25 protein-coding genes and 6 tRNA genes are annotated in these 22831 nt (G+C 38.9%); 17 read left to right on the top strand and 14 right to left on the bottom strand.

The window, feature by feature from the left end:
- Nucleotides 1-34 precede the first annotated feature (34 nt).
- The 9 genes from prc to CWC18_RS04340 all read right to left on the bottom strand — a co-directional run bounded on the left by prc (nt 35) and on the right by CWC18_RS04340 (nt 4621).
- Complete coding sequence (prc, locus tag CWC18_RS04380) at nt 35-2065, bottom strand: carboxy terminal-processing peptidase (protein ID WP_138674796.1); 2031 nt, start codon at nt 2063-2065, stop codon at nt 35-37.
- A gap of 10 nt (nt 2066-2075) precedes the next feature.
- On the bottom strand, nt 2076-2726 hold the full coding sequence (proQ, locus tag CWC18_RS04375; protein ID WP_138591969.1) for an RNA chaperone ProQ: 651 nt from the start codon (nt 2724-2726) through the stop codon (nt 2076-2078).
- 15 nt (nt 2727-2741) lie between these two features.
- Nucleotides 2742-3020, bottom strand: coding sequence for a hypothetical protein (locus CWC18_RS04370; protein WP_119860394.1), 279 nt, complete (start codon nt 3018-3020; stop codon nt 2742-2744).
- Nucleotides 3020-3478 (bottom strand): GAF domain-containing protein, encoded by a 459-nt coding sequence (locus tag CWC18_RS04365; protein ID WP_138674795.1) that lies wholly within the window; start codon nt 3476-3478, stop codon nt 3020-3022. Before CWC18_RS04365 ends, CWC18_RS04370 begins: the two co-directional genes overlap by 1 nt.
- Before the next feature lie 133 nt (nt 3479-3611).
- Complete coding sequence (locus tag CWC18_RS04360; RefSeq protein WP_138674794.1) at nt 3612-3986, bottom strand: hypothetical protein; 375 nt, start codon at nt 3984-3986, stop codon at nt 3612-3614.
- A gap of 147 nt (nt 3987-4133) precedes the next feature.
- Nucleotides 4134-4224 (bottom strand) — tRNA-Ser (locus CWC18_RS04355).
- Nucleotides 4225-4259: 35 nt separating this feature from the next.
- Nucleotides 4260-4350, bottom strand: a tRNA-Ser gene (locus CWC18_RS04350).
- A 34-nt stretch (nt 4351-4384) separates the two neighbouring features.
- Nucleotides 4385-4475, bottom strand: a tRNA-Ser gene (locus CWC18_RS04345).
- A gap of 55 nt (nt 4476-4530) precedes the next feature.
- Nucleotides 4531-4621 (bottom strand) — tRNA-Ser (locus CWC18_RS04340).
- A gap of 238 nt (nt 4622-4859) precedes the next feature.
- On the opposite strand from CWC18_RS04340, the gene CWC18_RS04335 reads away from it, so the two are divergent.
- From CWC18_RS04335 to CWC18_RS04315, 5 genes are read left to right on the top strand one after another with little or no spacing between them, the layout of a single operon-like run.
- Complete coding sequence (locus CWC18_RS04335) at nt 4860-5525, top strand: Bax inhibitor-1/YccA family protein (RefSeq protein WP_138674793.1); 666 nt, start codon at nt 4860-4862, stop codon at nt 5523-5525.
- A 54-nt stretch (nt 5526-5579) separates the two neighbouring features.
- Nucleotides 5580-5933, top strand: coding sequence for a sulfurtransferase complex subunit TusD (tusD, locus tag CWC18_RS04330; RefSeq protein WP_138591965.1), 354 nt, complete (start codon nt 5580-5582; stop codon nt 5931-5933).
- The gene (gene tusC / locus CWC18_RS04325; protein WP_138674792.1) at nt 5930-6286 is read left to right on the top strand and encodes a sulfurtransferase complex subunit TusC; all 357 of its coding nucleotides are present in this window, start codon (nt 5930-5932) and stop codon (nt 6284-6286) included. The genes tusD and tusC overlap by 4 nt, the downstream gene beginning before the upstream one ends.
- 2 nt (nt 6287-6288) lie before the next feature.
- A complete protein-coding gene (locus CWC18_RS04320) occupies nt 6289-6555 on the top strand; it encodes a tRNA 2-thiouridine-synthesizing protein (RefSeq protein WP_138591963.1) in 267 nt (88 codons plus the stop codon).
- A gap of 2 nt (nt 6556-6557) precedes the next feature.
- Nucleotides 6558-6887, top strand: coding sequence for a TusE/DsrC/DsvC family sulfur relay protein (locus CWC18_RS04315; RefSeq protein ID WP_138591962.1), 330 nt, complete (start codon nt 6558-6560; stop codon nt 6885-6887).
- A gap of 150 nt (nt 6888-7037) precedes the next feature.
- On the opposite strand, the gene CWC18_RS04310 is transcribed toward CWC18_RS04315, so the two are convergent.
- The 3 genes from CWC18_RS04310 to CWC18_RS04300 all read right to left on the bottom strand — a co-directional run bounded on the left by CWC18_RS04310 (nt 7038) and on the right by CWC18_RS04300 (nt 10573).
- Nucleotides 7038-8276, bottom strand: coding sequence for an amidohydrolase family protein (locus CWC18_RS04310; RefSeq protein ID WP_138674791.1), 1239 nt, complete (start codon nt 8274-8276; stop codon nt 7038-7040).
- Between the two features lie 11 nt (nt 8277-8287).
- Nucleotides 8288-9670, bottom strand: coding sequence for an amidohydrolase (locus CWC18_RS04305; protein WP_138674790.1), 1383 nt, complete (start codon nt 9668-9670; stop codon nt 8288-8290).
- A 108-nt stretch (nt 9671-9778) separates the two neighbouring features.
- Nucleotides 9779-10573, bottom strand: a complete 795-nt coding sequence (locus tag CWC18_RS04300) for a hypothetical protein (RefSeq protein WP_138674789.1) — start codon at nt 10571-10573, stop codon at nt 9779-9781.
- 271 nt (nt 10574-10844) lie between these two features.
- Between CWC18_RS04300 and CWC18_RS04295 the strand changes: the two genes are divergently transcribed.
- Nucleotides 10845-11198 carry a DUF3718 domain-containing protein gene (locus CWC18_RS04295; protein WP_138591958.1) on the top strand — a complete coding sequence of 118 codons (354 nt, stop codon included), beginning with the start codon at nt 10845-10847 and terminating at the stop codon, nt 11196-11198.
- Between the two features lie 58 nt (nt 11199-11256).
- Here CWC18_RS04295 and CWC18_RS04290 read toward each other — a convergent pair whose 3' ends face one another.
- Nucleotides 11257-11946, bottom strand: a complete 690-nt coding sequence (locus tag CWC18_RS04290; RefSeq protein ID WP_138591957.1) for a DUF445 domain-containing protein — start codon at nt 11944-11946, stop codon at nt 11257-11259.
- Nucleotides 11947-12163: 217 nt separating this feature from the next.
- Here CWC18_RS04290 and CWC18_RS04285 point away from each other — a divergent pair, with 217 nt between their 5' ends.
- Together CWC18_RS04285 and CWC18_RS04280 are read left to right on the top strand one after the other, a co-directional pair.
- Entirely contained in the window at nt 12164-13018 is an 855-nt protein-coding gene (locus CWC18_RS04285) for a fructosamine kinase family protein (RefSeq protein ID WP_138674788.1), read from the top strand.
- An 85-nt stretch (nt 13019-13103) separates the two neighbouring features.
- Entirely contained in the window at nt 13104-13307 is a 204-nt protein-coding gene (locus tag CWC18_RS04280) for a CPXCG motif-containing cysteine-rich protein (RefSeq protein WP_119860407.1), read from the top strand.
- A 27-nt stretch (nt 13308-13334) separates the two neighbouring features.
- Here CWC18_RS04280 and CWC18_RS04275 read toward each other — a convergent pair whose 3' ends face one another.
- Entirely contained in the window at nt 13335-13970 is a 636-nt protein-coding gene (locus CWC18_RS04275) for a riboflavin synthase subunit alpha (RefSeq protein WP_138591955.1), read from the bottom strand.
- Between the two features lie 147 nt (nt 13971-14117).
- Between CWC18_RS04275 and CWC18_RS04270 the strand changes: the two genes are divergently transcribed.
- The 9 genes from CWC18_RS04270 (at nt 14118) to CWC18_RS04230 (ending at nt 22550) form a co-directional block, all read left to right on the top strand.
- Nucleotides 14118-15467 (top strand): MATE family efflux transporter, encoded by a 1350-nt coding sequence (locus tag CWC18_RS04270; protein WP_138674787.1) that lies wholly within the window; start codon nt 14118-14120, stop codon nt 15465-15467.
- On the top strand, nt 15445-16452 hold the full coding sequence (locus tag CWC18_RS04265) for a DUF3080 family protein (protein WP_171041037.1): 1008 nt from the start codon (nt 15445-15447) through the stop codon (nt 16450-16452). Before CWC18_RS04270 ends, CWC18_RS04265 begins: the two co-directional genes overlap by 23 nt.
- 117 nt (nt 16453-16569) lie before the next feature.
- Nucleotides 16570-16646, top strand: a tRNA-Val gene (locus tag CWC18_RS04260).
- Nucleotides 16647-16674: 28 nt separating this feature from the next.
- A tRNA-Val gene (locus CWC18_RS04255) sits at nt 16675-16751 on the top strand.
- Between the two features lie 354 nt (nt 16752-17105).
- A complete protein-coding gene (locus tag CWC18_RS04250) occupies nt 17106-17666 on the top strand; it encodes an ECF-type sigma factor (protein ID WP_171041036.1) in 561 nt (186 codons plus the stop codon).
- A complete protein-coding gene (locus tag CWC18_RS04245; RefSeq protein WP_138674784.1) occupies nt 17663-19852 on the top strand; it encodes a serine/threonine protein kinase in 2190 nt (729 codons plus the stop codon). The genes CWC18_RS04250 and CWC18_RS04245 overlap by 4 nt, the downstream gene beginning before the upstream one ends.
- A 306-nt stretch (nt 19853-20158) precedes the next feature.
- A complete protein-coding gene (locus CWC18_RS04240; RefSeq protein WP_138597398.1) occupies nt 20159-20797 on the top strand; it encodes a BPSL0067 family protein in 639 nt (212 codons plus the stop codon).
- 223 nt (nt 20798-21020) lie between these two features.
- Nucleotides 21021-22259, top strand: a complete 1239-nt coding sequence (locus CWC18_RS04235; protein ID WP_138674783.1) for an aspartyl protease family protein — start codon at nt 21021-21023, stop codon at nt 22257-22259.
- A gap of 63 nt (nt 22260-22322) precedes the next feature.
- Entirely contained in the window at nt 22323-22550 is a 228-nt protein-coding gene (locus CWC18_RS04230) for a hypothetical protein (RefSeq protein WP_138593684.1), read from the top strand.
- The last annotated feature ends 281 nt before the right edge of the window (nt 22551-22831 follow it).

Below are 22831 nucleotides of genomic sequence, written 5' to 3'. Positions count from 1 at the left end.
GCCTAAGCGCCTTTGTATCTATATAGGGGTCGACTTAAAGGTCGTTTTTCGCCAACCGACCGAACGAAATCAAATCTTGTGTGATCAACGCCGCTTCTTCAAGATACGGGTCAAGCTCACTAATCACATCTGGTACGTCGTCTAAATCTTTAATTGCTTCCAATCCTAAGCGTTTTAATCGCGCATTTGTTCTCGCCAACGCTCTTTGATCCGACTCTTCACGTTCTTTTAAGCGTTCAGACTCCATCAAAGAAATTTTCTTATCATCTTTTTGTGCTTTGTAACGAGCTATATCGTCATAGACATAATTGAATTCAGGTTCTGTTTGCATACGAGAAACATGCTTCGCATCGACATATTTAACCACTGGCGTAAGGTTATCTAAACTACTATATGTTGCACGTTTGATGCTATCCCAAGGTAGCGCATTGTCTTCTTGGCTTTCGCCCCATTCTTGAGGCTCAATAGCTGATGGCAACATAACATCAGGGATCACGCCTTTATGTTGGGTACTTCCACCATTAATACGATAAAACTTTGCAATTGTGTATGTCACGCTTCCCAATGGGTTACTAAATAAATCTAGTGTTTTTCCAAGCCCACGATGCTGTTGAACAGTCCCTTTACCAAAGGTTTGTTCACCAACTACTACACCACGCCCATAATCTTGAATTGCCGCTGCAAATATTTCTGAAGCCGAAGCACTATACCTATCAACGAGCACTGTCATAGGTCCATCATAAAATGTTATCCCATCTCTGTCTTTCTGCGCTTCAACACGGTTATACAAGGTGTGAATTTGGACTACAGGACCTTTATCAATAAACAAGCCTGTCAGTTGCGTCGCTTCGTAAAGTGAACCACCGCCATTTTGCCGAAGGTCAATCACGATGCCATCGACTTCTTGTTCCTTCAGTTTTGTGATCTCAACTTTAACGTCTTTTGAAAGGTTGTTGTAAAAACTTGGAATTTCTATTACACCAATCTTACTCGTCAAGTCTGAATATTTAGCTTCGAATACTTCTGATTTAACTGCACGGTCTTCAAGGCGAATTTTATCTCTTGTGATTTCAACAACTTTTGGCGTACCATGGGCATCTGAGCCTTTCAAATATTGTAGTCTGACTTTTGTCCCTTTTGGACCTTTAATTAAATCAACAACATCATCTAGACGCCAGCCAATGACATCGACGAATTCTTTATCACCTTGGGCCACCCCCACTACTTTATCGTCTGCTTTGATCCGCTCAGACTTATCTGCTGGTCCACCCGGTACCAAAGACCGGATCACCGTATAATCTTCATCGTATCCTAATACAGCACCAATACCTTCAAGCTCTAGATCCATATCCATTTTAAACTGTTCAGCTCGACGTGGGGAAAGGTAAGACGTGTGTGCTTCAACACTGCGCGCAAATGCGTTCATCATGACTTGGAAAGCATCTTCACTATTAGTTTGTACCAATCGTTTTTGCGTATTTTTATATCTTTTTGTTAGGATCTTTTTTATATCTGCCCAATCTTTACCTGTTAACTTTAAGCGTAACGCATCTGACTTCACTCTCTGACGCCAATATTCATCTAGTTCATCTTGGCTCGTCGCAAAAGGAAGGTCTTCTCTATCGTAATAAAAAGCATCAGGCTTATCGAACGTAATTTCTGTATCCAATAAGTCAATTGCAAACTGAAAACGATCGTAACGACGCTTCATGCTCATATTGAACATTTCAAACGCAAAATCCAGCTTTCCGGCTTTTAGCGCATCGTCAAATTGAAGACGATATTTTTTGTAAGCGTCGATGTCGCTCTGTAAAAATAGTGACTTTGTGTAATCTAAAGATTCTACATAGCGATCAAATATTTCTTCTGCCAAAGCGTCATCGAGCTTAAAACGTTTATAGTGTTGGCGAGTAAATAAGTTGGTCACCCTTTTGCTTGCCGTTGTATGTTGAATTTCCGGTTTTAAATCCGGTATGTCTTTTTCCGTCACCGAATCAGGTGAGGCGATTGATACACTTGAAAAAAGCGCCGCTACAACGGGAATGAGTGTCAACTTTTTACTCATACACAACTCCTTAAACTATGTACAGGCTATCTGCTTTGGTTTTTACTTGCATACCAGTTACTAATTCTACGTGAACATCATCTTTGTTCACTTCAGTAATTGTTGCATTAACCAAAGCTTGTCCTAATTTAACTTTAACTTTGTTATTAACCTTGACCTCGTTCGCTGGCAATGGTTCAACTTTACCTGGGTTTCTTTTTGCTTGCTGTGGAGCAGGCTTTTTATTAACTCGGGTATTTTTATCACCAGAACGAGGATGTGCAGGGCCTTTCTTTTTAAAAGACTTATTATCACCATCTTGACGAGGACGCTGTGTCTTCTTGCGCTTAGCCATTTTAGCTCGGCTTTCTTCAAGGGCTTTTTGCGCGTGCTCTACGTGCTCTTGCTCAACCTTTTCAGCGTCTTTTCCATCAAGATCGATACGGAACTCGTTTTTAGTAACCGCTTCCAAATAGCGCCAGTTTGACGTGTATTTACGCAATGCTTGACGTACTTGAGTCTTGCTTACCTTCTCAGAACCTTCAATACGCTCAGCAATATCTTTAAAGATACCGACTTTAAGCGGCTTGATGCCCTCTTTTTGTTTAAAACACTGAGGAAACTCTGAATATAAAAAATCCAGAACCTCATTAATATCTTTTAGCTTGTTTGTGGCTTCCATTTTTAAACCTATTTGTTATACCTTTTCATCTAATGATGAATGGATATAGTGTATTACCCAGTCAGTTAACTCTTCGAATTCAACTTCTATTAAAGCTAAATCACCGCGAAGATGTTCCCATATACCGTTGATTATATTGTCGATGCTCTCACAATCGAGATCATCTGGTAAAAGTTGCCAAGCAAAATGAATTAACTCATTTAAAGTCTCGGTAACTTGCTCTTCTTCCCCCTCCCAATCGCCTACATCGGCAATCGCGAAAAGGTAATCTTGCACGTTGACTAAATCTTTCATTATAAAGTAGCCTCAAAACACTTTACTAACGCTTCTAGTCCTACTTGGTCTTGCTTGTCAAACCTTGCCAACCTTGGGCTATCAATATCTAAAACAGCAAACAAACGACCATTTTTTATTACTGGGATCACAATTTCAGAGTTTGACGCTGCATCACAAGCAATATGCCCTGTGAATGCATGCACATCATCGACCAATTGAGTTTCTAATGATTGTGCAGCGGTCCCGCATACACCTTTACCTACAGGAATACGTATACAAGCAGGGTTGCCTTGGAAAGGTCCTAGTACGAGCTCTTTTGGTGTATCTACAAGATAAAATCCGGCCCAATTAATATCGTCTAAAGATGTAAATAAAAGTGCACTGATATTCGCCATATTTGCGATTACGTTACGTTCATCACAAATTAAAGAATTGGCTTGGTTTACAAGTGTCTGATAAAAATCTTGCTTCTGCATCTACTTAATATCACAGTTACGTCATACAAAAGCTTAAGGTACTCTTTCATGCTATTAATTGAAACCTTTTATGCAGAAAAAGTATTAAATATCTGTAAATTTCAGCTCGATCGATTAAATTACCAGCAGCCACTTAAGCAAAGCGCCGTAAGCTAAATAGGAACAGCCCAGCAGCTAAGGCAGCCATGATTGTATTGACTACAAACCCACCCCCAGAACTGGCTGTTAGCAAATGACTAAATACCGCTCCACCGAGCATTCCTAAAGTAAGCACAGCAGAGTATTGAACCTTATTATATTTATGCATCAGCAAATACCCAGGTACAACAAAAGCAGCCATCGCTAACCCGACAATATGTGCATTAGCAATTGCACTCATCAGTAATCCGACAAACACTGACCAAATGGGTTGTTCTAATAACACTCCATAATATAGCCCTAAAACAGACCCTATAATGATCGGTGATAATAACGACATACCAATACTTTTTATCAATAAAGGCTTCATATATTCAATCCGGTTATTTCGTCAATATAGTCACATTGAAGCATTAGCAAGCAAAAGCCAGTCGACTTTAGTCGCATTGGCGCAACCCAGATAAAATTTGAAAAAAAAAGCCGCTTAAAAGCGGCTTTGGTATTCAATTAAGAATAATGGCGGAGAGATAGGGATTTGAACCCTAGAAGGGCTACAAACCCTTGCCGGTTTTCAAGACCGGTGCTTTCGACCACTCAGCCATCTCTCCGAAAACGTGCGCTAACTATTAAAGTTAGTAATAAATGGCGGAGAGATAGGGATTTGAACCCTAGAAGGGCTACAAACCCTTGCCGGTTTTCAAGACCGGTGCTTTCGACCACTCAGCCATCTCTCCGAATACTGCGCTAACTATTTAAAGTTAAAATAAATGGCGGAGAGATAGGGATTTGAACCCTAGAAGGGCTACAAACCCTTGCCGGTTTTCAAGACCGGTGCTTTCGACCACTCAGCCATCTCTCCGAAATTTTTACTGCCAAGACTTGTAAATATTATCTACAAGTCCTATATAAATTAGTGGCGGAGAGATAGGGATTTGAACCCTAGAAGGGCTACAAACCCTTGCCGGTTTTCAAGACCGGTGCTTTCGACCACTCAGCCATCTCTCCGCAGCGGAGCGAATATTAGATAATCCCTTTGGCAATGTGAAGCTTTTTTTTAAAAAAAACGTTTAAGTGCTTAAAAAACGGCTCATTCGTTCAAACATAAAGCAACGAGGGTCAGTGTAAGGAACTTTTTATATTATTGGGACTCTATTTGATCGACAAAGTTTGCCCAACCATATAAGTCTTGGTAATCTTAGTACAGTTTAATTATCTGAACATTGTTTCACTTAAGGAGTTTAACATGGCGTTCAATCACTCATATGGCACAGCTCAACCAGCTATGTCGACAATCGAAACTAATAAGGTACTTAAAAACACGTACTTTTTACTAGCTATGACGCTTGCTTTTAGCGCTGTTACTGCGGCTATTTCAATGACAATGGCTCTACCTCGTTTTACTGGTATCGTTTGCTCATTGATTGGTTTCGGTCTTATTTTTGTTATTCAAAAAAAAGCTAATTCGTCGTCTGCAATTGGTCTAGTGTTCTTATTTACCGGTATTATGGGTTTTGGATTAGGCCCGCTGCTTAACCATTATGCTGCTATGCCAAATGGTACATTACTAATTATGCAGGCACTTGGTTCAACCGCCCTGATCTTCTTCGGCTTGTCAGCTTATGCACTAACAACTAAAAAAGACTTCTCATTTATGGGTGGCTTTTTAACGGTTGGTCTAATCGTGGTTATTATTTCAGGCATCGTGAATATCTTCATCGGTAGTAGCATTGCATTTATGGCAATCAATGCAGCTGTCGTGTTACTGATGTCTGGTTTGATCTTGTATGATACAAGCCGTATCGTAAACGGTGGTGAGACTAACTACGTCATGGCAACGGTTAGCCTGTATTTGAATATCTACAATTTATTTACTTCATTACTTGCACTTTTAGGTGCAAATGATGACTAACCAGTTAGTTCTGGTAAACTAAGCCCCATCTAGGGGCTTTTTTATGGGCTAATTTTGAGTAAATTTGTACTCTCATTACATTCAGGTGTATCTGATCACCTTGCATTACATAACCTATCTCGCTTTGCACATACAGCTTTATCTCAAGGTCATGAGATCCCCTGTATTTTTTTGTATCAAGACGGTGTTTATCATGCCTCCCAAAGCCTTCAATTGGCCAGTGATGAATTAAATGTGTCCGCAATATGGCAGTCACTCTCAGACAAAGGGATCTCACTTATCTTATGTGTTAGCGCAGCAGAAAAACGCGGTATAGACACGACAAATACAGGAGTGTTCAAGGTCGCTGGACTTGCTGAATTTGCTATGCTCAGCGCTCAATCAGACAAATGGGTGCAATTTAAATGAAAAATATTATGGTCATTAGCAGCCACAGTCCGTTTGATAATATGCACACCCGAGACGCTTTAGATATAGCTCTTATTTTTGCCGCCATTGATCAAAATGTTAGTTGGCTTTTTCAAGGCCCAGCTGTACTAGCACTAAAATCTGATCAGGTACCACAGGAAATGGGAATAAAAAACTTTTTAAAGTCTATCAAAATGCTCGAAATATATGACATAGATCAAGTTTATGTTTGCCAATCAGCGCTTGATTTATATCAGCTAACACTGGCGGAGTTGAGCATTGATGTTCGCATTGTTAACACTGAGCAACAGCGTCAGTTAATCGCTCAACAAGACCAAATAGTGACATTATAGACATGAACACATTACATATTTTCTCAAAGCCACTGAGCACATTTAACAGTGTCACTGTCACGTCATTAATTAGTGATTCAGATGGTATCTTATTAATGGGTGAGGCTTGCTTTGACCAAGCTAGCTATCAAAACTTAGCAAGTCAACAATATGTGTTATCTCATTGCCTAGTTGCAAGAGGTATTACTGCACATCCATCATTTTCTTCTATAAGCGATGTTGAATGGGTAACGCTCATCGACAACGCAAAAAAATCAATTACTTGGTAACTATGTTAGAAATAAATAATCAAATCATTGAAACAGATAAACAAGGCTACTTACTCGACCATACTCAGTGGTCACGTGAACTCGCCCCCATAATTGCTGAGCAAGAAAATATCACGCTGAGTGACGCACATTGGGAAGTGATCACTTTTGTGAGAAATTTCTATGAAGAATACAACACCAGTCCAGCAATTAGAATGCTAGTAAAGGCCATGGCAAAATCCCTCGGCGAAGACAAGGGGAACAGTATCTACTTATACAAGTTATTCCCAAAAGGCCCTGCTAAACAGGCAACTAAAATAGCGGGTCTGCCTAAACCTGCACGCTGTATTTAATTTTTTTAGTTTGGTTAATATCGAAATGGGTTTACGTTCTCACGTGCAAAATCAGTTGCATAACGACAAAAAACCAAAATAAATCGGGCCAAATAAAAAGGCGCTATCTCAGCGCCTTTTTAATCTTAATTACCATTACTTTTATATAAATTATTTTGTATAAGCACGTGGTAGCTTTGAGTCTGTTGTATAACGATCTCGTAGCTTATCGTGACGAGATTTAGTGCTAACCTCTTCACCATTGATCCACATCTTTTGGACATGAGTACTTATCTCAAATGGGTCTGCACTCCAAAGAACAAGATCTGCACGCTGGCCTTTGGCTATTGTGCCGCCTTCAATGCCAAAGCTATCGGCTACGTTAGCCGTAAGGGCTTTAAGCGCTCCTTCATGACTCATACCATTTGAAACAGCAATACCCGCGTCAAAGCGCAGTTGGTAAACATTATGACTACCATCACCTCCGATAGACAATATAACTTTAACACCTGCTTTTTCTAACACACCTGCCGTTTCTAAACTTGCATGCAATGAGTCAAAATCAGACGGTAAATTAGACACAGCGCTTACAATAACTGGGATCTGTGCATCTGCCAATTGCGCCTTGACTAACTGGGCATCTTCACCTCCCCAAACAATAACATTAATATCAAATTGCTTTTTGATTTTAATGATCTCTAAGATGTCTGAAGCACGGGTCAAATGTGTCACTATCGGCATTTCCCCATCAAGAATTTGCGTCAATACTTGCTCTTCTAAAGAGGGCTTTTTGTCTTTTTTGTCTTTTTTATCATCTTTTTCAGCAAGCGATTGCTGCTGCCCTTCAAGCTTATCTACCAGCTGTTTATAAGATAACGCGCGAGAACCATCACTCTTAGCCCCTAAATGCACAACTAGTGCAGAGTGTTTATCAGTGATGCTGCCAAATTTTCCACTTAAATCAGCAACAAATGCCAAACCAGCAAAAATACTATCGCCACCATGTGGTACTGTCACATTTTGTGTTACGCCCCCCTTACGAGCATAAGGGATCAACGAAGAACGAGGGTTAAATGCCGAGCTAGTATCAAAGTCAATACCCGCTTTATCATCACCCGCATCTCGAGAACGTGATACTGCGCCTACTTCTACCAGCCCTAATTGGTTCATGGAACCAATAAAGCCCGCCGTTAGAACTTGGTCTTTTGCATCAATGGTCACATCAGCCGCTACACTTGCAGGGTTAATCGCTGTGATTTTGCCATTTTCAATAACAACCGTCGCATCTTTCAAAATGCCTTGTTCTGTTGATGTATGAACCGTTGCATTAGTGATTGCTGTAACTTGAGCAAATGCCGAAGAACTCACTAGTAATGCACCGGTAATTAAAGATACTTTAAATTTAGTCATGGTGTGCACTCCTATCTTTGGCCAAGCATGAAATCACTCACTGCTTGATACTTTTCATCATTTCTATCATAAACCTTAGCGCCATCAACATAGACTGTTTCTGCTTTCGAATACACGCTAAACGGGTTTTTATCCCAAATAACAACATCAGCTTGTTTACCCTGACTCAATGAGCCGGTTTCTTTTTCAACACCTAAAGATTTAGCAGCGTTATACGTGATCCACTTAATTGCATCTTGCTCTTTTAACGCAAACCCGTTTTGATTCGCCGTATGCATTATTTTTGACGCTTCATGGTTTAAACGCTGGATAGTCGTATCAGAATCTGAATGAACCACAGCACATGAGTTTTTGACCGCATCCACAATAGCGACGTTTTCTAGAACCATGTCATAAGCTTCCATTTTAAAACCCCACCAATCTGGCCATAGCGCTGCACAATTGCCATTTTCTGCCAGTAAATCGGCTATTTTATACGCTTCAATACCATGGTGGAATGTGCCCGCGTGATAATTAAACTCTTTCGCTAAATCAATCATCATTGCCATTTCCTCTGCTTTATAACAGTGGTTATGGATCATAACTTCTCCATCTAATACACCACGTAATGTGTCGTACTTAATGTCGCGCTTTGGCGCATCAGGGTTCAAACCCGCTGCATGTTCAGCATCGTACTGCTCCCATGCTGACTTATACTCGCTCGCCTCAATCCATGCTTGACGATACCCTGCCATATTTCCCATACGCGTTTGAGGCGCAATTTTATTAGAGCCATATACACGTTTAGGATTCTCACCACAGGCCATTTTCAAACCATAAGGTGCATTAGGGAACTTCATAGCTTGCATGGTATGAGCTGGCACATTTTTCAACGTGACAGCACGTCCACCAAATAAATTTGCCGAGCCAGGCAAAATTTGTAATGTTGTTATCCCGCCTTCACGTGCACGATTAAAGCCAGGGTCTTGTGGCCATACTGAATGCTCAACCCATACCTCTGCGGTATTAGGGCTCGTCATTTCATTACCATCTTGATGAGATTCTACAGACGGACTTGGGTAGGCGCCTAAATGAGAATGAACGTCAATAATACCAGGCGTTACCCATTTGCTTTGCGCATCAATAGTATTGTCTGCATTCACATTTAAATCTTTGCCAACTTGTGCAATTTTACCATCGAGAATAAATACATCTGCTTGCTCTAATCTTTCACCAGTACCAGTTAACACTGTAGCATTAGTAATTAAAGTAGAACTATTCTCAAACACTGTATAAGTACTTGGATAAGGGTTTTTGTTAATTTTGACGTGATCTTTTTGCGGGCCTTGGTCTTGACAGCCCGCCAGTGCAGCACCAAGCGCTAACACTAATACGGAGGGAGCAAATTTTTGCATTGTTGTCATCTCTTCTGTTTTTTTTCACTGTAACTAATATAGCGTTAAAAGGCGATTTAAATACCTTAAAACGCAATATTACACGATGAATATCATCGCTTTCCTATACTATTTTGCTATGTAATCTTCATATAATTTAGCAAGCGCCCCTTCGAGTTCAAGTTCAGGGTAACGTTTTAGCAGCTGTGTACTCGCCCTTGCGACAAAATCAGAGTTTTGTTTGTGTTGCTTTGCAAATTCTTTTATTCGGTCAATTGAAGATACCGCCTCTGTTGGTTTTTTAAAACGATGCATATACTTACTTAATGCTTTATCAAAATCGCCTTCACATTCTTCTACCAGTAAGGTATAAAATTTACCTTTTTGTAAGGTATAGCTTGAATAGCAATGCTCTAGAGCCGCTTTAAAACTGTCGAAACACTGTTCCCCCACAAAAAACTCAGAACGAGCATGTGGGATACCAACTGATGCTCCAGCAACTTCTAACGTGTAATTGGGAAAATCGAGTCGATCTTGAGTTTCTTTTCCTAACCGAATACCAGCTGCGATACTGGTATGAAACTCTGGGCTCATTTGGCTTAACTCATCTTGCTCCCAGACATGAAAGACCCTCACCGCCTGAGCATATTTCTGGGCAAGTTTACGTTTGAGCTTTTTCGCCCTATCCAATAACAACAAATCTCTTTCATTTGCAAGTAACGCGTTACATTCATAACAGCTGGGGACGGCTATAAAATCTGCAGTTTCAGAAAACTCAATTACAAGCTCACAATGGTTTAATGGAGGACAAAAATCAGTGCCTGTAGCTTCACAGCCACAGTAGTAACATAGTTGATTGAACTGAATAGATTTTGCTAGCGCTTTTTGATAGTACTTCGCAAGATGCTTGAAATGTTTTGACATAAATTTACATTACACAATTATAAATTTGAAAATTATGCTATTGGAAAGAAAATACACCGATAACATAATGTGAAAATAAAGAATTTAAAAAATAAAATAGCTAAATGTGTCTACCAAAAACCGATAAATTCATTATTAATCAATTAATTAACAGATTAAATACATACTCTCATACTTCGTTACACTCTGTCGATATTGCTTTACAGCATTTAGAAAGATTACAAGTAATACTTGTAGTGTATTCACACACCGCAATAAATGGAGCATTATAATGAACACATTAACTATAGTAACTGGCGCTGTAATTTTATTAACTTCAACAAACTCTCTAGCCAATGAATTCGTAGCTGCTGACGATACCGCTGCAACACAATTATGTGTCGCAGTCGCCTCTAATCATAAATTAACAATACTCAAAACCATACGCCAACTTAATACACGAAAAACCGTACTTAGCAACCGTTTAACATGTAATGATATGTCTCTGGAGGAGTTTGCTTCTAGATACAACCTTGATAACTCAGCAAACTTCTTGAATATTAATACAACCAGCACGCATATTAGGGACCTTTCAGCAGCTATAGAAAATACTTCCGCACCAATTACGATTTCTGGGTCAAAATAATGCAGTTACAAAATCAACTAATGCGCTTTGACGTTTGCTAGCGCATTAGTTTTGTAAATTAGACAAATGCTGCCATTAACCCAAACAGACCACCGAACACTCCACCCCAAACAACGAGCCACCCCAAATGCGTTTTAATCATATTTTGAATAATATCTTTAACCATTGTTGGCGTGAGTTCATCTAAACGATGATCTACTGCTTGTTCTATGGTGTCATGAATAGACGAGGCGTTCCCCCCGATTAACTCGTTGACCATTAGCGCTTTAAATTTAGGTTCTTGGGTAATATCAATGAGTGTGTCTTGCATTTTTTCAACGAAAGAGCTTCGCATTGGTTGTAACGCTTCGCTTCCTCCAAACATAGTCAGCATAGGTCCAAACTGCGAAGATTCGATCACCCCAACTAATGTGTCAAACGCAGGATCTAAATCAACTTTTTTGATCACAGGCGTCAAATCTAAGTTGTCTTTTTGACTCTGTAACAAATGGCTAATTTTATCTTTGTGGAAAAACTCCTCTAAGATCAGCTTTCTAATCGAGCTTTTGAACTCTTTAAATTTTAATGTGATCACACCTGAACCATATAAAAATGGCACCTTTTCAAATAGCATATGAATCGCGACTAAATTAGTCACCGCACCTGACAACGCAAAAATGCCTATTGAGAAAATAATTGCATGTCCACTTACATATCCCACTAATACACATAACGTCGCAACAATATTTGTAATTAAGCTTTTATTCATTGATACACCTTATATATTTTACCGCGGCATTTTATACGGTTGAATGAAAAAAATATACGTCCGTTAAGCGTTAAAACCACCAAACAATGCACTAGTTATCATACCTAAATACTTACATCTACCTACACGCAGTAAAAAAAGCGACTATTCATTTGAGTTCTATCCGTTTTCATCCATAGTTTGTTTAACCAGTTGTCGTTTTCAGGTAATGTTTCATATGTGGAATATGGTTAATCAACAAATATCAAGCGCACTACACAGTGATTTTGAGTTCACAGACAAAAAGCAATTAGCCTCTCATAACAAAGAGAAGTTGTATAAAATCTGTGATGATAAGCATGCCTATCTCGTGAAAGTTGACCGACTTACCGCGTTAGAAAGATTTGAAGCGCAAGCACATTCATTAGACCTTTTGACCCGTGATAGTGACTTTATGATAGGGGACACTATCACCATAGGGAGTAGCTTAGACTTTAGCTTTATGGTTTTGGAGTGGTTAGATACACAACAGAGTACGCCTAATTGGCACGATTGCGGCGCGTTACTTGCCAAAATGCACCAACGCCATGAGCAGGAGATGTTCGGCTTAGAGCACGATAACTATATTCAGCAATTACTCCAGCCAAATCAATGGCACAAAAAGTGGGAAACATTTTTTGCTGAAGATCGCATTGGTTGGCAGCTACAACTATTAGCAGAAAAAGGCATTATGCTAGTTAACATCGATGAATTTGTCACACTTATAAAAACACTGCTGCCTCACCATGTACAACCTTCCCTATTACATGGCCATTTCTGGTCGGGCAATATCGCATTTAATCAAGACAAACCCTGTCTATTCAACCCTGCATGCTATTACGGCGATAGCGAGGTAGATATTGCGATGGCAGAGCTCTATACCCCGCTGCCTGAAGCCTTTTACAGCGGCTACAATACCGTCAAACCTGCAAAACAAGAGCGTACCTTAAAAAAAGCTATCTATCAGCTTTACCCCCTTCTTTTAAGTGCAAACTTATTCGCAGGCGATTACCTTTATCAAGCTAAACAGCGCATTCAAGAGATTTTAAAATAGTCATAATAAATCTGTCATACTGGCATTTAGTGCTATATTTAAATTAGTGCATTAATTAGGTTAATAAGGCCTAATGGAGAGCCAGATGAAAACTGTATATGACCAAAGAATTAGCTGTCCACACTGTGGGCACCATATATTTGTAAGCCTTGATACCAGCGAAGGCGATCAAGACTTTTACGAGGATTGCGCTGCATGCTGTAACCCTATCCACTTAAATATGCATATAGATAGAGCATTTAATAAGCTTGAGTTACATGTAGACAGTGACGACGAACAGATATTCTGAATTTAAGTCAGAAGGAATACTGCACTTTTAAGCAACTTGTGTACTTTTACGTAAATACCCTTCCACAGTATTAACTATTGTATACGTTTGTTGGTCGACCTCAATATTGAGTAAATCTCCAGCCATTGCGCGCCCTAGATTTGTAATAACCAAAGTTTCAGGAATGAGGTGCAGCCAAAAACCGTGTTCATCGACTTCCCCTACCGTTAAACTCGCGCCATTTATCGTGATAAACCCTTTATAAAGCACAAATTTAAGCCACTCAGTTGGTAAACTTAAATGCACTTTGCAATTATCGTGATCTTTCACCACTGAGACAACTTCTGCCGCACAATGAATATGTCCAGACACAATATGGCCGCCGATCTCTGTGCCAAATGTTAACGAACGCTCAAAGTTAACCTTAGATCCACGTTGTAATAATCCCAAATTTGTTAATTTTAATGACTCATCAATCACATCGAAGTACACTTGCCCAACAATATCTTGAGCGTTTACTTCGTAACGTACGACAGTTAAACAACATCCGTTAATTGCAATGCTTGCACCTATATCTAAATGCTGTAAGTAGCTGCTTGCAACAGATAGAACCAGCCTTAACACTCCTTCTGATTTATTGCACGAAATAACCGTTGCTTGAGTTTGAACAATACCTGTGAACATGAAAGACCTTAATGAATGATAGTATGAATAATGATACCTCATTGCGCATCATGGCTAAAGGTATTGGCCATATTCAATGAGTGATTAATCTCTGGCTTTATAGTGAGGGTATGATTAATATTGGGTTTTTACTCATGTAGTGTGATTATGAAGTTCAGTTATTGGGAAGCCAAGCGCTTACTCCAACTTGCCACTCCGGTATTTTTAGCACAAATCATGTTGGTCCTTATGTCTGTCGTCGATACGATTATGGCAGGCCAAGTCAGTACCAATGATCTTGCTGCGTTATCAATTGCTACCGGTATCTGGAACCCGTTAGTCTTTTCATTACAAGGAATTTTGTTAGCCTTGACGGGGATTGTCGCCCATTGTTTTGGCGCCAATGATGAAAAAGGGATAAAACAGTATTTTCAGCAAAGCCTCTACCTTTGTTTATTGCTTTCTTCGCTTGGTTTCATCGTTGCTCAGTTCACACCAGCGGTATTTTTAAATCTAGGCACGACAACCGAAATTACCGATTTGGCACAAGGCTATATCGATTTCGTAAAATGGGGCATACTCGGTTTTTTATTATTCTCTGTATATCGAAATGTCACAGAAGGAATAGGCCTAACAAAACCGGCTTTTTACATCAGTATCATCGGGCTTGGTATCAATGTAATCGCAAACTATATTTTCATTTATGGAAAATTAGGGATGCCTGCGCTTGGTAGTGCAGGATGCGGGCTAGCTACCGCATTGGTATTTTGGGCAATGGCCTTAGCGCAAATCGTATATAGTTTTAACAGTAAAAAAATCAAAGGGAAATGGCTACTCCAAAGCTTAAAATTACCGAACCTCCATCTTATGGGCTATATCGCCAAATTGGGGCTGCCTATTTGCTTAGCGACTTTTTTTGAAGTTACCTTATTTGCCTGTATTCCATTGTTCATCGCAGACTTAGGCGCGATTGCTGTATCAGGGCACCAAGTCGCGGCAAGTGTAACCACCATCCTATTTATGATGCCTCTGAGCTTATCAATGGCAATTGCCATTAGGATTGGTAACTTGTCTGGGCAACAAGCCAACACTCAATTAAAAACGGCAATTTCTACCAGCTTATTCCTTGCTGTTATGATTGCTGCTTTTGTCGCTCTAGTTACATTTTTCGGCCGTGACGCTATCGTGTTATTGTATACCAAAGATGAGCAGGTCGCGTTACTCGCATCAAGTATTATTATACTTGCATGTGTTTATCAGCTCCCTGACGCATTGCAAGTTGCTGCTAACGGTGTACTCAGGGGGCTAAAATATACTAAACCGATCACAGGTATCACATTTTTCTCATACTGGATCATCGGTTTTAGTTTGGGTTACGTATTAACTAAAACAGATATAATTACTTCCGCTATGGGCCCCAAAGGTTTTTGGGTTGGGATCATCGTCGGGCTCAGTGTTGCCTCTGTGTTGTTATTAGTCAGTGTAAGGAATCGTCTTGTTAAAATTAACATTACTTAGTATATGCATAGTTTATATTGCTGCTTGCTCGCCACAGCCCAGCAATACTTACGTAGAATATCAACAGCGGCTAAGCTCTGTTGTGGAAAAAGATGCGCCAAACAACGAAGAACTACAACAACTGCCTCACCCTAATGTCGACAAGCCTTCCTCAGAAGTCAGTTTATCAATCATAGAATTTGCCAGTATTAACCACTGTAAATTGAGCCAATTAATCGCAAAAAAAAATAATCAATTGGGCAAAGTATGGCCTGCAAGCGAAGCACTTAAATATAACATTGAGTTTGTTCAACATGTGCAAAACTGTCTTGATGATCCGCAGACTCACGATACGGCGATTAAAAACAAACTCATTGCAGTAAAAAAAGAAAAGCAGCTACAGTTTGCGCAATCTTTTGAACACATGCTTTTTAATGAAGCTGAGCTCTCCCAGCTCACGTACCTCACCGCCAGTGAAATTGCGTTTGACCGCCATCTAGAGCAACAAACAGCCAGCTTAGAAGCTCTGACCGCGCTTTCTAATTTACAAGCACACTTGCTACATCAGGCTACTGTGAATAAGATAAACACCGACAACATTACCATCGCGCTGCAAAAATTACATAAAAACAAATTCATTCCCAAGCTCATCACATCCACCAAACAACACATATTACTCAACGACACAACCACACGCTGGTTAAACCAAATAAAAATCAGTGATGAGCTATGCCCAGTAGGTAAAAATAAGAAAAAAGCGCAAATACTCAGCAATGTATTTTCAAAGTATTATTTAGAGAAGCTGCAACCCTATCAATCACAATTGACCAATATGCTAGAAAAAGCATCTCCGTTATTATTCAAGCTTTGGAGCAATCACCCTGATTTAGCGGAATCTTTTAACCCTGAACATACCAACTCACTGCTGAAGCAAATGAAAGTGAGTACGGTAACGCACGTCAAGTGGTGGCAAGACTTTTATAAAACGTGCGAAATTCGTCCTTAATGAATAAAAAAAGTGCAAACAAACAAAAATTTATAAAACACGCTTGATCAAAACGCATTGTCGCTATATATTAGCCGCCGTTGCCAAGTAATATTCATTACATAACAACGTTATAGTACGACCGTAGCTCAGTTGGTTAGAGCACCACCTTGACATGGTGGGGGTCGGTGGTTCGAATCCACTCGGTCGTACCAACTCTAATTTAGAGTTCATACCTGAAATACAACCGTAGCTCAGTTGGTTAGAGCACTACCTTGACATGGTAGGGGTCGGTGGTTCGAATCCACTCGGTTGTACCAAAAATAACATTATAAAACACCTCATCCTCTATTCCACCAAGTTTCATATAACATTCAAATAATACGTCAATATACATAGTTCGCTTTACATAAATCTAAATCCTCAGTCTGCCATTTACTCAATAAAGCCGCATGTCACTATTATTAATAGTACAGAGACTGAAAAAACGACTTGTTTTTGTTAAGTAATCTATACAGTGACGCACCACTTTTTTAATGAAAAAACAGCATACACTACGACCAACAAAGTTAACCCTTTAACTTTTTTAACTTTAGATTTACAATGCTTATATGTAAATGCATAAGAAAAAACACTTACTTAGGATAGACTGGTCATTAATAATGAAAAACGATGTGACTTTGTTAATACAAAAGTGGAAGGCAGGCTGTGTCGAATCTGAAAATGAGCTTAAATCAGCGATATTTTTACACTTAAAAACAAGCTTAAAAAAACATAAAGCTAACTTACAAAAAAATAACCCCGAACTTAGTTTAATGCCTAATACGACGTCTTTTTTAAATGAATACTTTATTTACTTTGCTCCTCCCACTAAAGATTACTTCAGTAGAAAACAGTATTTAAAAGACGTATCCACTTTTATACGAAATGCTTTAGTGAGTGAGCTGAGAAAAATACATGCATCTAAACGTGGTAATTTAATAACCCATACATCTTTAAGCCAGCTAGACCAACAAACTATCATTGAAAATGAGCAATACACTATTTTTGATGAAGCAATAAGCCTACTCAAAAACAAGTCAGAATCATGTTACGAAGTGGCTCTTTTTTACTATTTTTTAGGTATGACAGGCGACGAAATAGCAAACGAGCTCTGCTTATCAACAGGAAAGGTTTATCGGCAACTTGATATAGCAAACGCTTTTCTACGCAGTAAGTTCGTAGACACACTATGACTATCAACGAGAGCAAAAAAACCGATGCCCTCGATATATTTTCTGATTTATTAGCTTTTTCAGATAATGAAATGACCCTTGAGCTGTCTAAGATAAACAACCTAGACAATAAAGTTGCCGCAGAGGTTAAGCAGCTCATCTCCTCACACATCCGAAATAAACAAGACCACTTTTTACCACTTTTACTTTCTAACAGTGTAAATTTTGCACTTGGCAATAATGACCTATTGTTCTTAAGTGGGGAGATTATCGACGATTTCAAGTTGATAGAACTCATAGGAGAAGGCGGCCAAGGAGTGGTTTATAAAGCTCAGCGCTGTGATGGAAAATTCGATCAAACCGTTGCCATAAAACTTCTTTACCCTGCGCCTCACCTAACTGCCGGTATGACAACGCTTAACTACGAAGCTCAAAGCTTAGCTAAGTTCAGCCATCATGGCATAGTGCGCGTTTTTAATATTGGAGAATACCAACATTACTATTATATGGTTATGGACTATGTGCCTGGTTTACCGCTAAATACCTTCTTGTCCAAACGGAACTTATCCCTTGATCAAGCTTTTAGTATTTTTCTCGATATATGTGATGCATTAGAGCATGCACATAATCAGCAAATCCTGCATGCAGATATAAAACCAAGTAACATATTGATAAATAGTAAAATGAAGCCGAGTTTGGTTGATTTTGGTATCGCGCGAGAGTCTCATTCTAGCTTATCCGTCAAATCAAATACAAAGCCTCTGGGCTTTACCCTAAACTTCTCAAGTCCCGAACAATTAAATGGTGATACTTTAAACTTTTCCAGTGATGTCTATTCTGCTGCTAAGGTGTTCCAATACGTCTTAAAAAACCACTTTCGACAAACGCAACTTAAAGTACGCCTGATTAATTCAGTCCTTGAACAAGCTTCTCTAAAAGAAGCGATTAATAGAACGCCAACAATCGCTGAACTTAGAAAATCACTGCAATCTGCATATGTATTAGACGTGTCAAAAATAAAGGATGTATCAAACACAGATAGATTCACATGCTATTGTGCAAAGTTTAAGCCTGTATTCACATACTTTTTCTTTATTTCAATTTTTTCGGCATCCTTTTTGTATGTTGTATCATCTAAAAACACAACTATTAGAGAGCAACAAACCAAGCAAAATCAAGCTATTGATTTTCTAAGCACACTCTTTACAGCACAAGAAAGTAACGGTGAGTTTTATAAAATACTAAACAATGACACTATGAAAGGAAGCAATACCCAGCCTGTTATTAGTCCTATTAATAACTTTGAGGGACATGGTAATTTTTTTTCTCCCTATGTTTTTACCAATCATGGAGGTAAAGTTAATGAAGAAATTAAATTGAAAGTCATACCCGATAGTATCAACATATCCGATCTATCACTCAAGGTTAAAGGCGGTGGCTATATTAGTAGTGATGGGTATTATCACAACATATTTTATGACGATGGCATCCACACGATCACCATTCAAGCTTTAAAATATAATAAAAAATATGAGAAATTAACTTTAAGGTTCGTAATTCGGAATGGGTCTGATTTACCAATAGAATTTAGCGATGTCACGCCATATAACCCCTATTATACTAATATTCATTATTTAGCTATGCGAGGTATAGTCATTGGACGACCCTCGCATGATGGTAAACAACGAGTATTTCAACCTGAACAAGTTTCCAAACAAGCTGAAGCGCTTTCTATCCTTTTTCTATCCGCACACGAGAAAGGTCTAATTCAATTAAGTAAAACCGATAAATATTTTAAAAACCTAGTAATACATAATCAGCAAGGCTTTATTGAAGACTTCTCTTGGGCTAATGCATACCTCAACTATGCCCATAAAGCTGGATTTTTACCATCGCCTCATGCTTTCAACCCAAAAAAGCCAGTTTCAAAAGAATGGCTAGCTGTAACTGTAAGTCAGCTTTTACAGCTATATGACCCAAACCAACTCAAAAGTTATACACCGATTCACTTTAAAGATGTGACCTCCTTTAACGACTTAAAATCACTAAAGCACGCACAACTCTGCCACTTCTACAAATTTTGTAGCGCTGAAAGTAACTACTTTCACCCAAAAAAAATAGTTACCAGAGCCGAAGTTGCCGACATAGGCGCTAAGATCTTACAATTATCGGCAAGAAAAAAACCATACTTTATAAATAGTTACTGAAATTTATAAGTCGTTTGAGCTCTCCCGTAAATAGTAATTAACACCAAGCCAATCAAAAAATGAAAAAAAACAAGTCAATTGCGTGCCTTTTTCCCAGAAAAAAAACTACGTAAATTTCTTATCACTGCAAAGCATATAGTACTGCGCTTTTTAATATACAAAGCCCAACAACTATAAGACTGATGAGTATGGCTTATTGTAAGGTCACTAATTTACCATATACCGGAACCATAAGGTCAAGATGTACGGCAGTAAACCTTTAATTTAATTAACACTCAAGATAAACGCTCGATAAGGATTTATCATATGAAACTCATAAAAAGTTTACTATTTCTTTTTGTAATTATTCAATCACAAGGCTTATACGCCCAAGATTATAAATTTGCCACCCTAAAACCAGGTGTCAAAAACGACTTAGAGAGTTTAATTTCAAACCCTAATAATTTCTCTAGAGAAACAGACCATGTTTTTGGTGGAAGTATTCTATATTTAAAATACACAAACAATATTGCCAATGTATTTAAAAAGTACGGTTCAACAAGTGCTAGTAAGCATGATAGTAGATATATAACCTCTTTAAATGACCTAATTTCGGTTGGTGAAAGCTTCGATACTTACTTTCAATGCGTTCAATTTATTAGAGCTTTATCTGATGCTGAGCATACAAGCCATTGGCGTTGGAGTGGTGCAAAGTTAAATTCATCTATGTATCTAAAATGGCGAGTAATTGCAAAATTCAAGTCTAACGGTAAATACTGGCAACCAGGAGATTCAAAGCCATATGGTCATGTGGCTATTGCTATCGGCTCTAATTCAAATGGCGTATACGTAATAGATCAAAACTGGGAAGGTAATGGTACCGCTGATTATGGAAAAGTTTCTGTACACTTGCTCCCATGGCATGAAGCAGAAAATTACTCACTCTTAACAGTTCCAAAGACTTAGTTTAAAGGATTCATACCATCACTTAAATAACATTGATGGTATGAATCTCATACAGTTGAACTTATGAAGGAAAATAATAAGAATAGAGTTTGATAAGCACAAAGTATAATAAATCGCCTCATATAAATCTGTAACTGCTATCGTGTATCGGTACTTTCCTTCACATTTACTTCACGGCCAATCATTTACCCTGCTCCACTCCATACAACACAGGTACGAGCACATGATGAACATAATTCGAATATTGATAGTGATCACCGCTTTAATAATGATGAGTGGCTGTAACATAATAAATATCTTTAAATTACGCAGTGCAAACGATGATGTCGTGCCAAATTGGCATAGCCAATTCAATCAATTTGATATAAAAACAGATTACATTGGTGAAAAAACCTTTATATATGGCAGCATTAATGGCGTTGATAACTTCAAATTTTTGATAGACACCGGTGCTTCATTTACTATCCTACTTGATTCCCCAAAAGTACGTGCCTTAAAGTTACCTAAAGGCTACGAGTTGCAACTGGGCGGTTGGGGGGATGAAGAAGACAGCCAAAGCCATCAAATTACTATGGATTCACTCAAATTCGGTGATTTGGAAGTTCGTCAATTCCATGGTGCGTTTATTAAGACCAGCAAAACCCGCTATTTTGACCGCCCTGACGAGTTAATCTTCGACGGTGTGATTGGCCATGATCTATTGCGCCACTTTTCTTGGACATTTAATAAAAAAGCAAATCAAGTCAGTGTTTCAAAGCGCCCTTTCACGCCATCAAAACACACGTACTCAATCTCTTTCGATATTTTTATGAGTAAGCTCTATGTTGAAGGTGAAGTAGATTTTGGCCACCAACATATTACCCAACAAGACATAATTATTGATACCGGTAGCCGACATTATTTGAAGCTCAGTGCACAATACCTAGAAAACCATAAAATCCCTTTGCCTACAGCATATGTGACAGGCGCAGATATAGGCCTAAGTGGTAAAACGGAGCATAAGCGTGTTAGTTTGCCAAGTGTCAGTTTTGGAGAGCTAACCCTACCACATATTAAAACAAATTTAATAGAAAACGTCGATGAAGAGGATTATTGGGTTATTGGTAACGGCATATTCAATCAATTTGAAACCACGGTCGACTACTTTAGTGAAACGCTCTACCTAACCCCAATTAGCAATCATGCAATAACAATTCGCTACAACTTAATGGGCTTAGAAGTACGTAAGTTATTATCAGGTGAGTTCTTAGTTCGTTATGTTATGCCTAACTTACCCGGCGAAGGCGCTGGTATAAAAGCAGGAGATGTCATTACGCATCTAAATACAATCCCAACTAAAAATATTTCTAAAGGTGATTGGCTAACTTATAGCACACGCCCTGCCACATACTCGCTATGCTTAGAACACAAGGCCTGTGTTGAGTTAACCAGTCAACACATACCGGGTTATTCTATCCATTAGTTTTTTCGACCAGTGTTTACGCTGGCCTTTAACCCTAATGCGGTTTATTAAAGGCAGCGGGACGTGTTTAAAATTATAGATAGTACTAAAAATAGAGTCTATCATTTGAATTCACTCACCTCTAAGTTCACTCACTTTTTTAACAGTAAATTATGTACTGCTGGTCGTATTGGGCCGGCAGATATTGCGGTACTCCCAAATAGCATTTTAATTTTTGGGCTATATTCTGAAGGTACGTTAGTGCGCGCAACGATAGATAAAGAAGAAATAAACGGGTCTTCTCTCAACTAAACCTGCAACGAAAATTAGCAGTTCCTGATGGGTTATACCCTCTTACAAATGGCCGATTACTGGTATTAGAAATCGCACCTATTTCTGGCAACGGCAGACTGAGTATTATCGATTTACTTGCTCGCTCCCCTTATCCAGTCACCACGTTCGTTAATGACTTAGTATCCCCATTAAACCTAACATTAAAAAACAATGAGTGGTTTATAAGCGAACGCCGTATTCGCCACCTGTTATTGCCAGATAATAAAAGCCCAGAACCCGATGTACTAGCTCAGACTTGA

The sequence above is a fragment of the Pseudoalteromonas aurantia genome, assembly GCF_005886875.1.
GTDB classification, from domain to species: domain Bacteria; phylum Pseudomonadota; class Gammaproteobacteria; order Enterobacterales; family Alteromonadaceae; genus Pseudoalteromonas; species Pseudoalteromonas aurantia_A.
Note: the sequence above shows the minus strand (reverse complement) of the source record. Positions and strands in the feature narration are given on the sequence as shown.

What these genes read in the sequence shown, in the direction of transcription:
- CWC18_RS04360 (WP_138674794.1), bottom strand. Translation starts at nt 3,986, where the DNA reads ATGAAGCCTTTATTGATAAAAAGTATTGGTATGTCGTTATTATCACCG.
- CWC18_RS04310 (WP_138674791.1), bottom strand. Translation starts at nt 8,276, where the DNA reads ATGACTAAATTTAAAGTATCTTTAATTACCGGTGCATTACTAGTGAGT.
- CWC18_RS04315 (WP_138591962.1), top strand. Translation starts at nt 6,558, where the DNA reads ATGTTAGAAATAAATAATCAAATCATTGAAACAGATAAACAAGGCTAC.
- CWC18_RS04365 (WP_138674795.1), bottom strand. Translation starts at nt 3,478, where the DNA reads ATGCAGAAGCAAGATTTTTATCAGACACTTGTAAACCAAGCCAATTCT.
- CWC18_RS04295 (WP_138591958.1), top strand. Translation starts at nt 10,845, where the DNA reads ATGAACACATTAACTATAGTAACTGGCGCTGTAATTTTATTAACTTCA.
- CWC18_RS04335 (WP_138674793.1), top strand. Translation starts at nt 4,860, where the DNA reads ATGGCGTTCAATCACTCATATGGCACAGCTCAACCAGCTATGTCGACA.
- tusC (WP_138674792.1), top strand. Translation starts at nt 5,930, where the DNA reads ATGAAAAATATTATGGTCATTAGCAGCCACAGTCCGTTTGATAATATG.
- CWC18_RS04285 (WP_138674788.1), top strand. Translation starts at nt 12,164, where the DNA reads ATGTGGAATATGGTTAATCAACAAATATCAAGCGCACTACACAGTGAT.
- CWC18_RS04235 (WP_138674783.1), top strand. Translation starts at nt 21,021, where the DNA reads ATGATGAACATAATTCGAATATTGATAGTGATCACCGCTTTAATAATG.
- CWC18_RS04270 (WP_138674787.1), top strand. Translation starts at nt 14,118, where the DNA reads ATGAAGTTCAGTTATTGGGAAGCCAAGCGCTTACTCCAACTTGCCACT.
- CWC18_RS04320 (WP_138591963.1), top strand. Translation starts at nt 6,289, where the DNA reads ATGAACACATTACATATTTTCTCAAAGCCACTGAGCACATTTAACAGT.
- CWC18_RS04370 (WP_119860394.1), bottom strand. Translation starts at nt 3,020, where the DNA reads ATGAAAGATTTAGTCAACGTGCAAGATTACCTTTTCGCGATTGCCGAT.
- CWC18_RS04300 (WP_138674789.1), bottom strand. Translation starts at nt 10,573, where the DNA reads ATGTCAAAACATTTCAAGCATCTTGCGAAGTACTATCAAAAAGCGCTA.
- proQ (WP_138591969.1), bottom strand. Translation starts at nt 2,726, where the DNA reads ATGGAAGCCACAAACAAGCTAAAAGATATTAATGAGGTTCTGGATTTT.
- CWC18_RS04240 (WP_138597398.1), top strand. Translation starts at nt 20,159, where the DNA reads ATGAAACTCATAAAAAGTTTACTATTTCTTTTTGTAATTATTCAATCA.
- prc (WP_138674796.1), bottom strand. Translation starts at nt 2,065, where the DNA reads ATGAGTAAAAAGTTGACACTCATTCCCGTTGTAGCGGCGCTTTTTTCA.
- CWC18_RS04275 (WP_138591955.1), bottom strand. Translation starts at nt 13,970, where the DNA reads ATGTTCACAGGTATTGTTCAAACTCAAGCAACGGTTATTTCGTGCAAT.
- CWC18_RS04245 (WP_138674784.1), top strand. Translation starts at nt 17,663, where the DNA reads ATGACTATCAACGAGAGCAAAAAAACCGATGCCCTCGATATATTTTCT.
- CWC18_RS04280 (WP_119860407.1), top strand. Translation starts at nt 13,104, where the DNA reads ATGAAAACTGTATATGACCAAAGAATTAGCTGTCCACACTGTGGGCAC.
- CWC18_RS04305 (WP_138674790.1), bottom strand. Translation starts at nt 9,670, where the DNA reads ATGCAAAAATTTGCTCCCTCCGTATTAGTGTTAGCGCTTGGTGCTGCA.
- CWC18_RS04290 (WP_138591957.1), bottom strand. Translation starts at nt 11,946, where the DNA reads ATGAATAAAAGCTTAATTACAAATATTGTTGCGACGTTATGTGTATTA.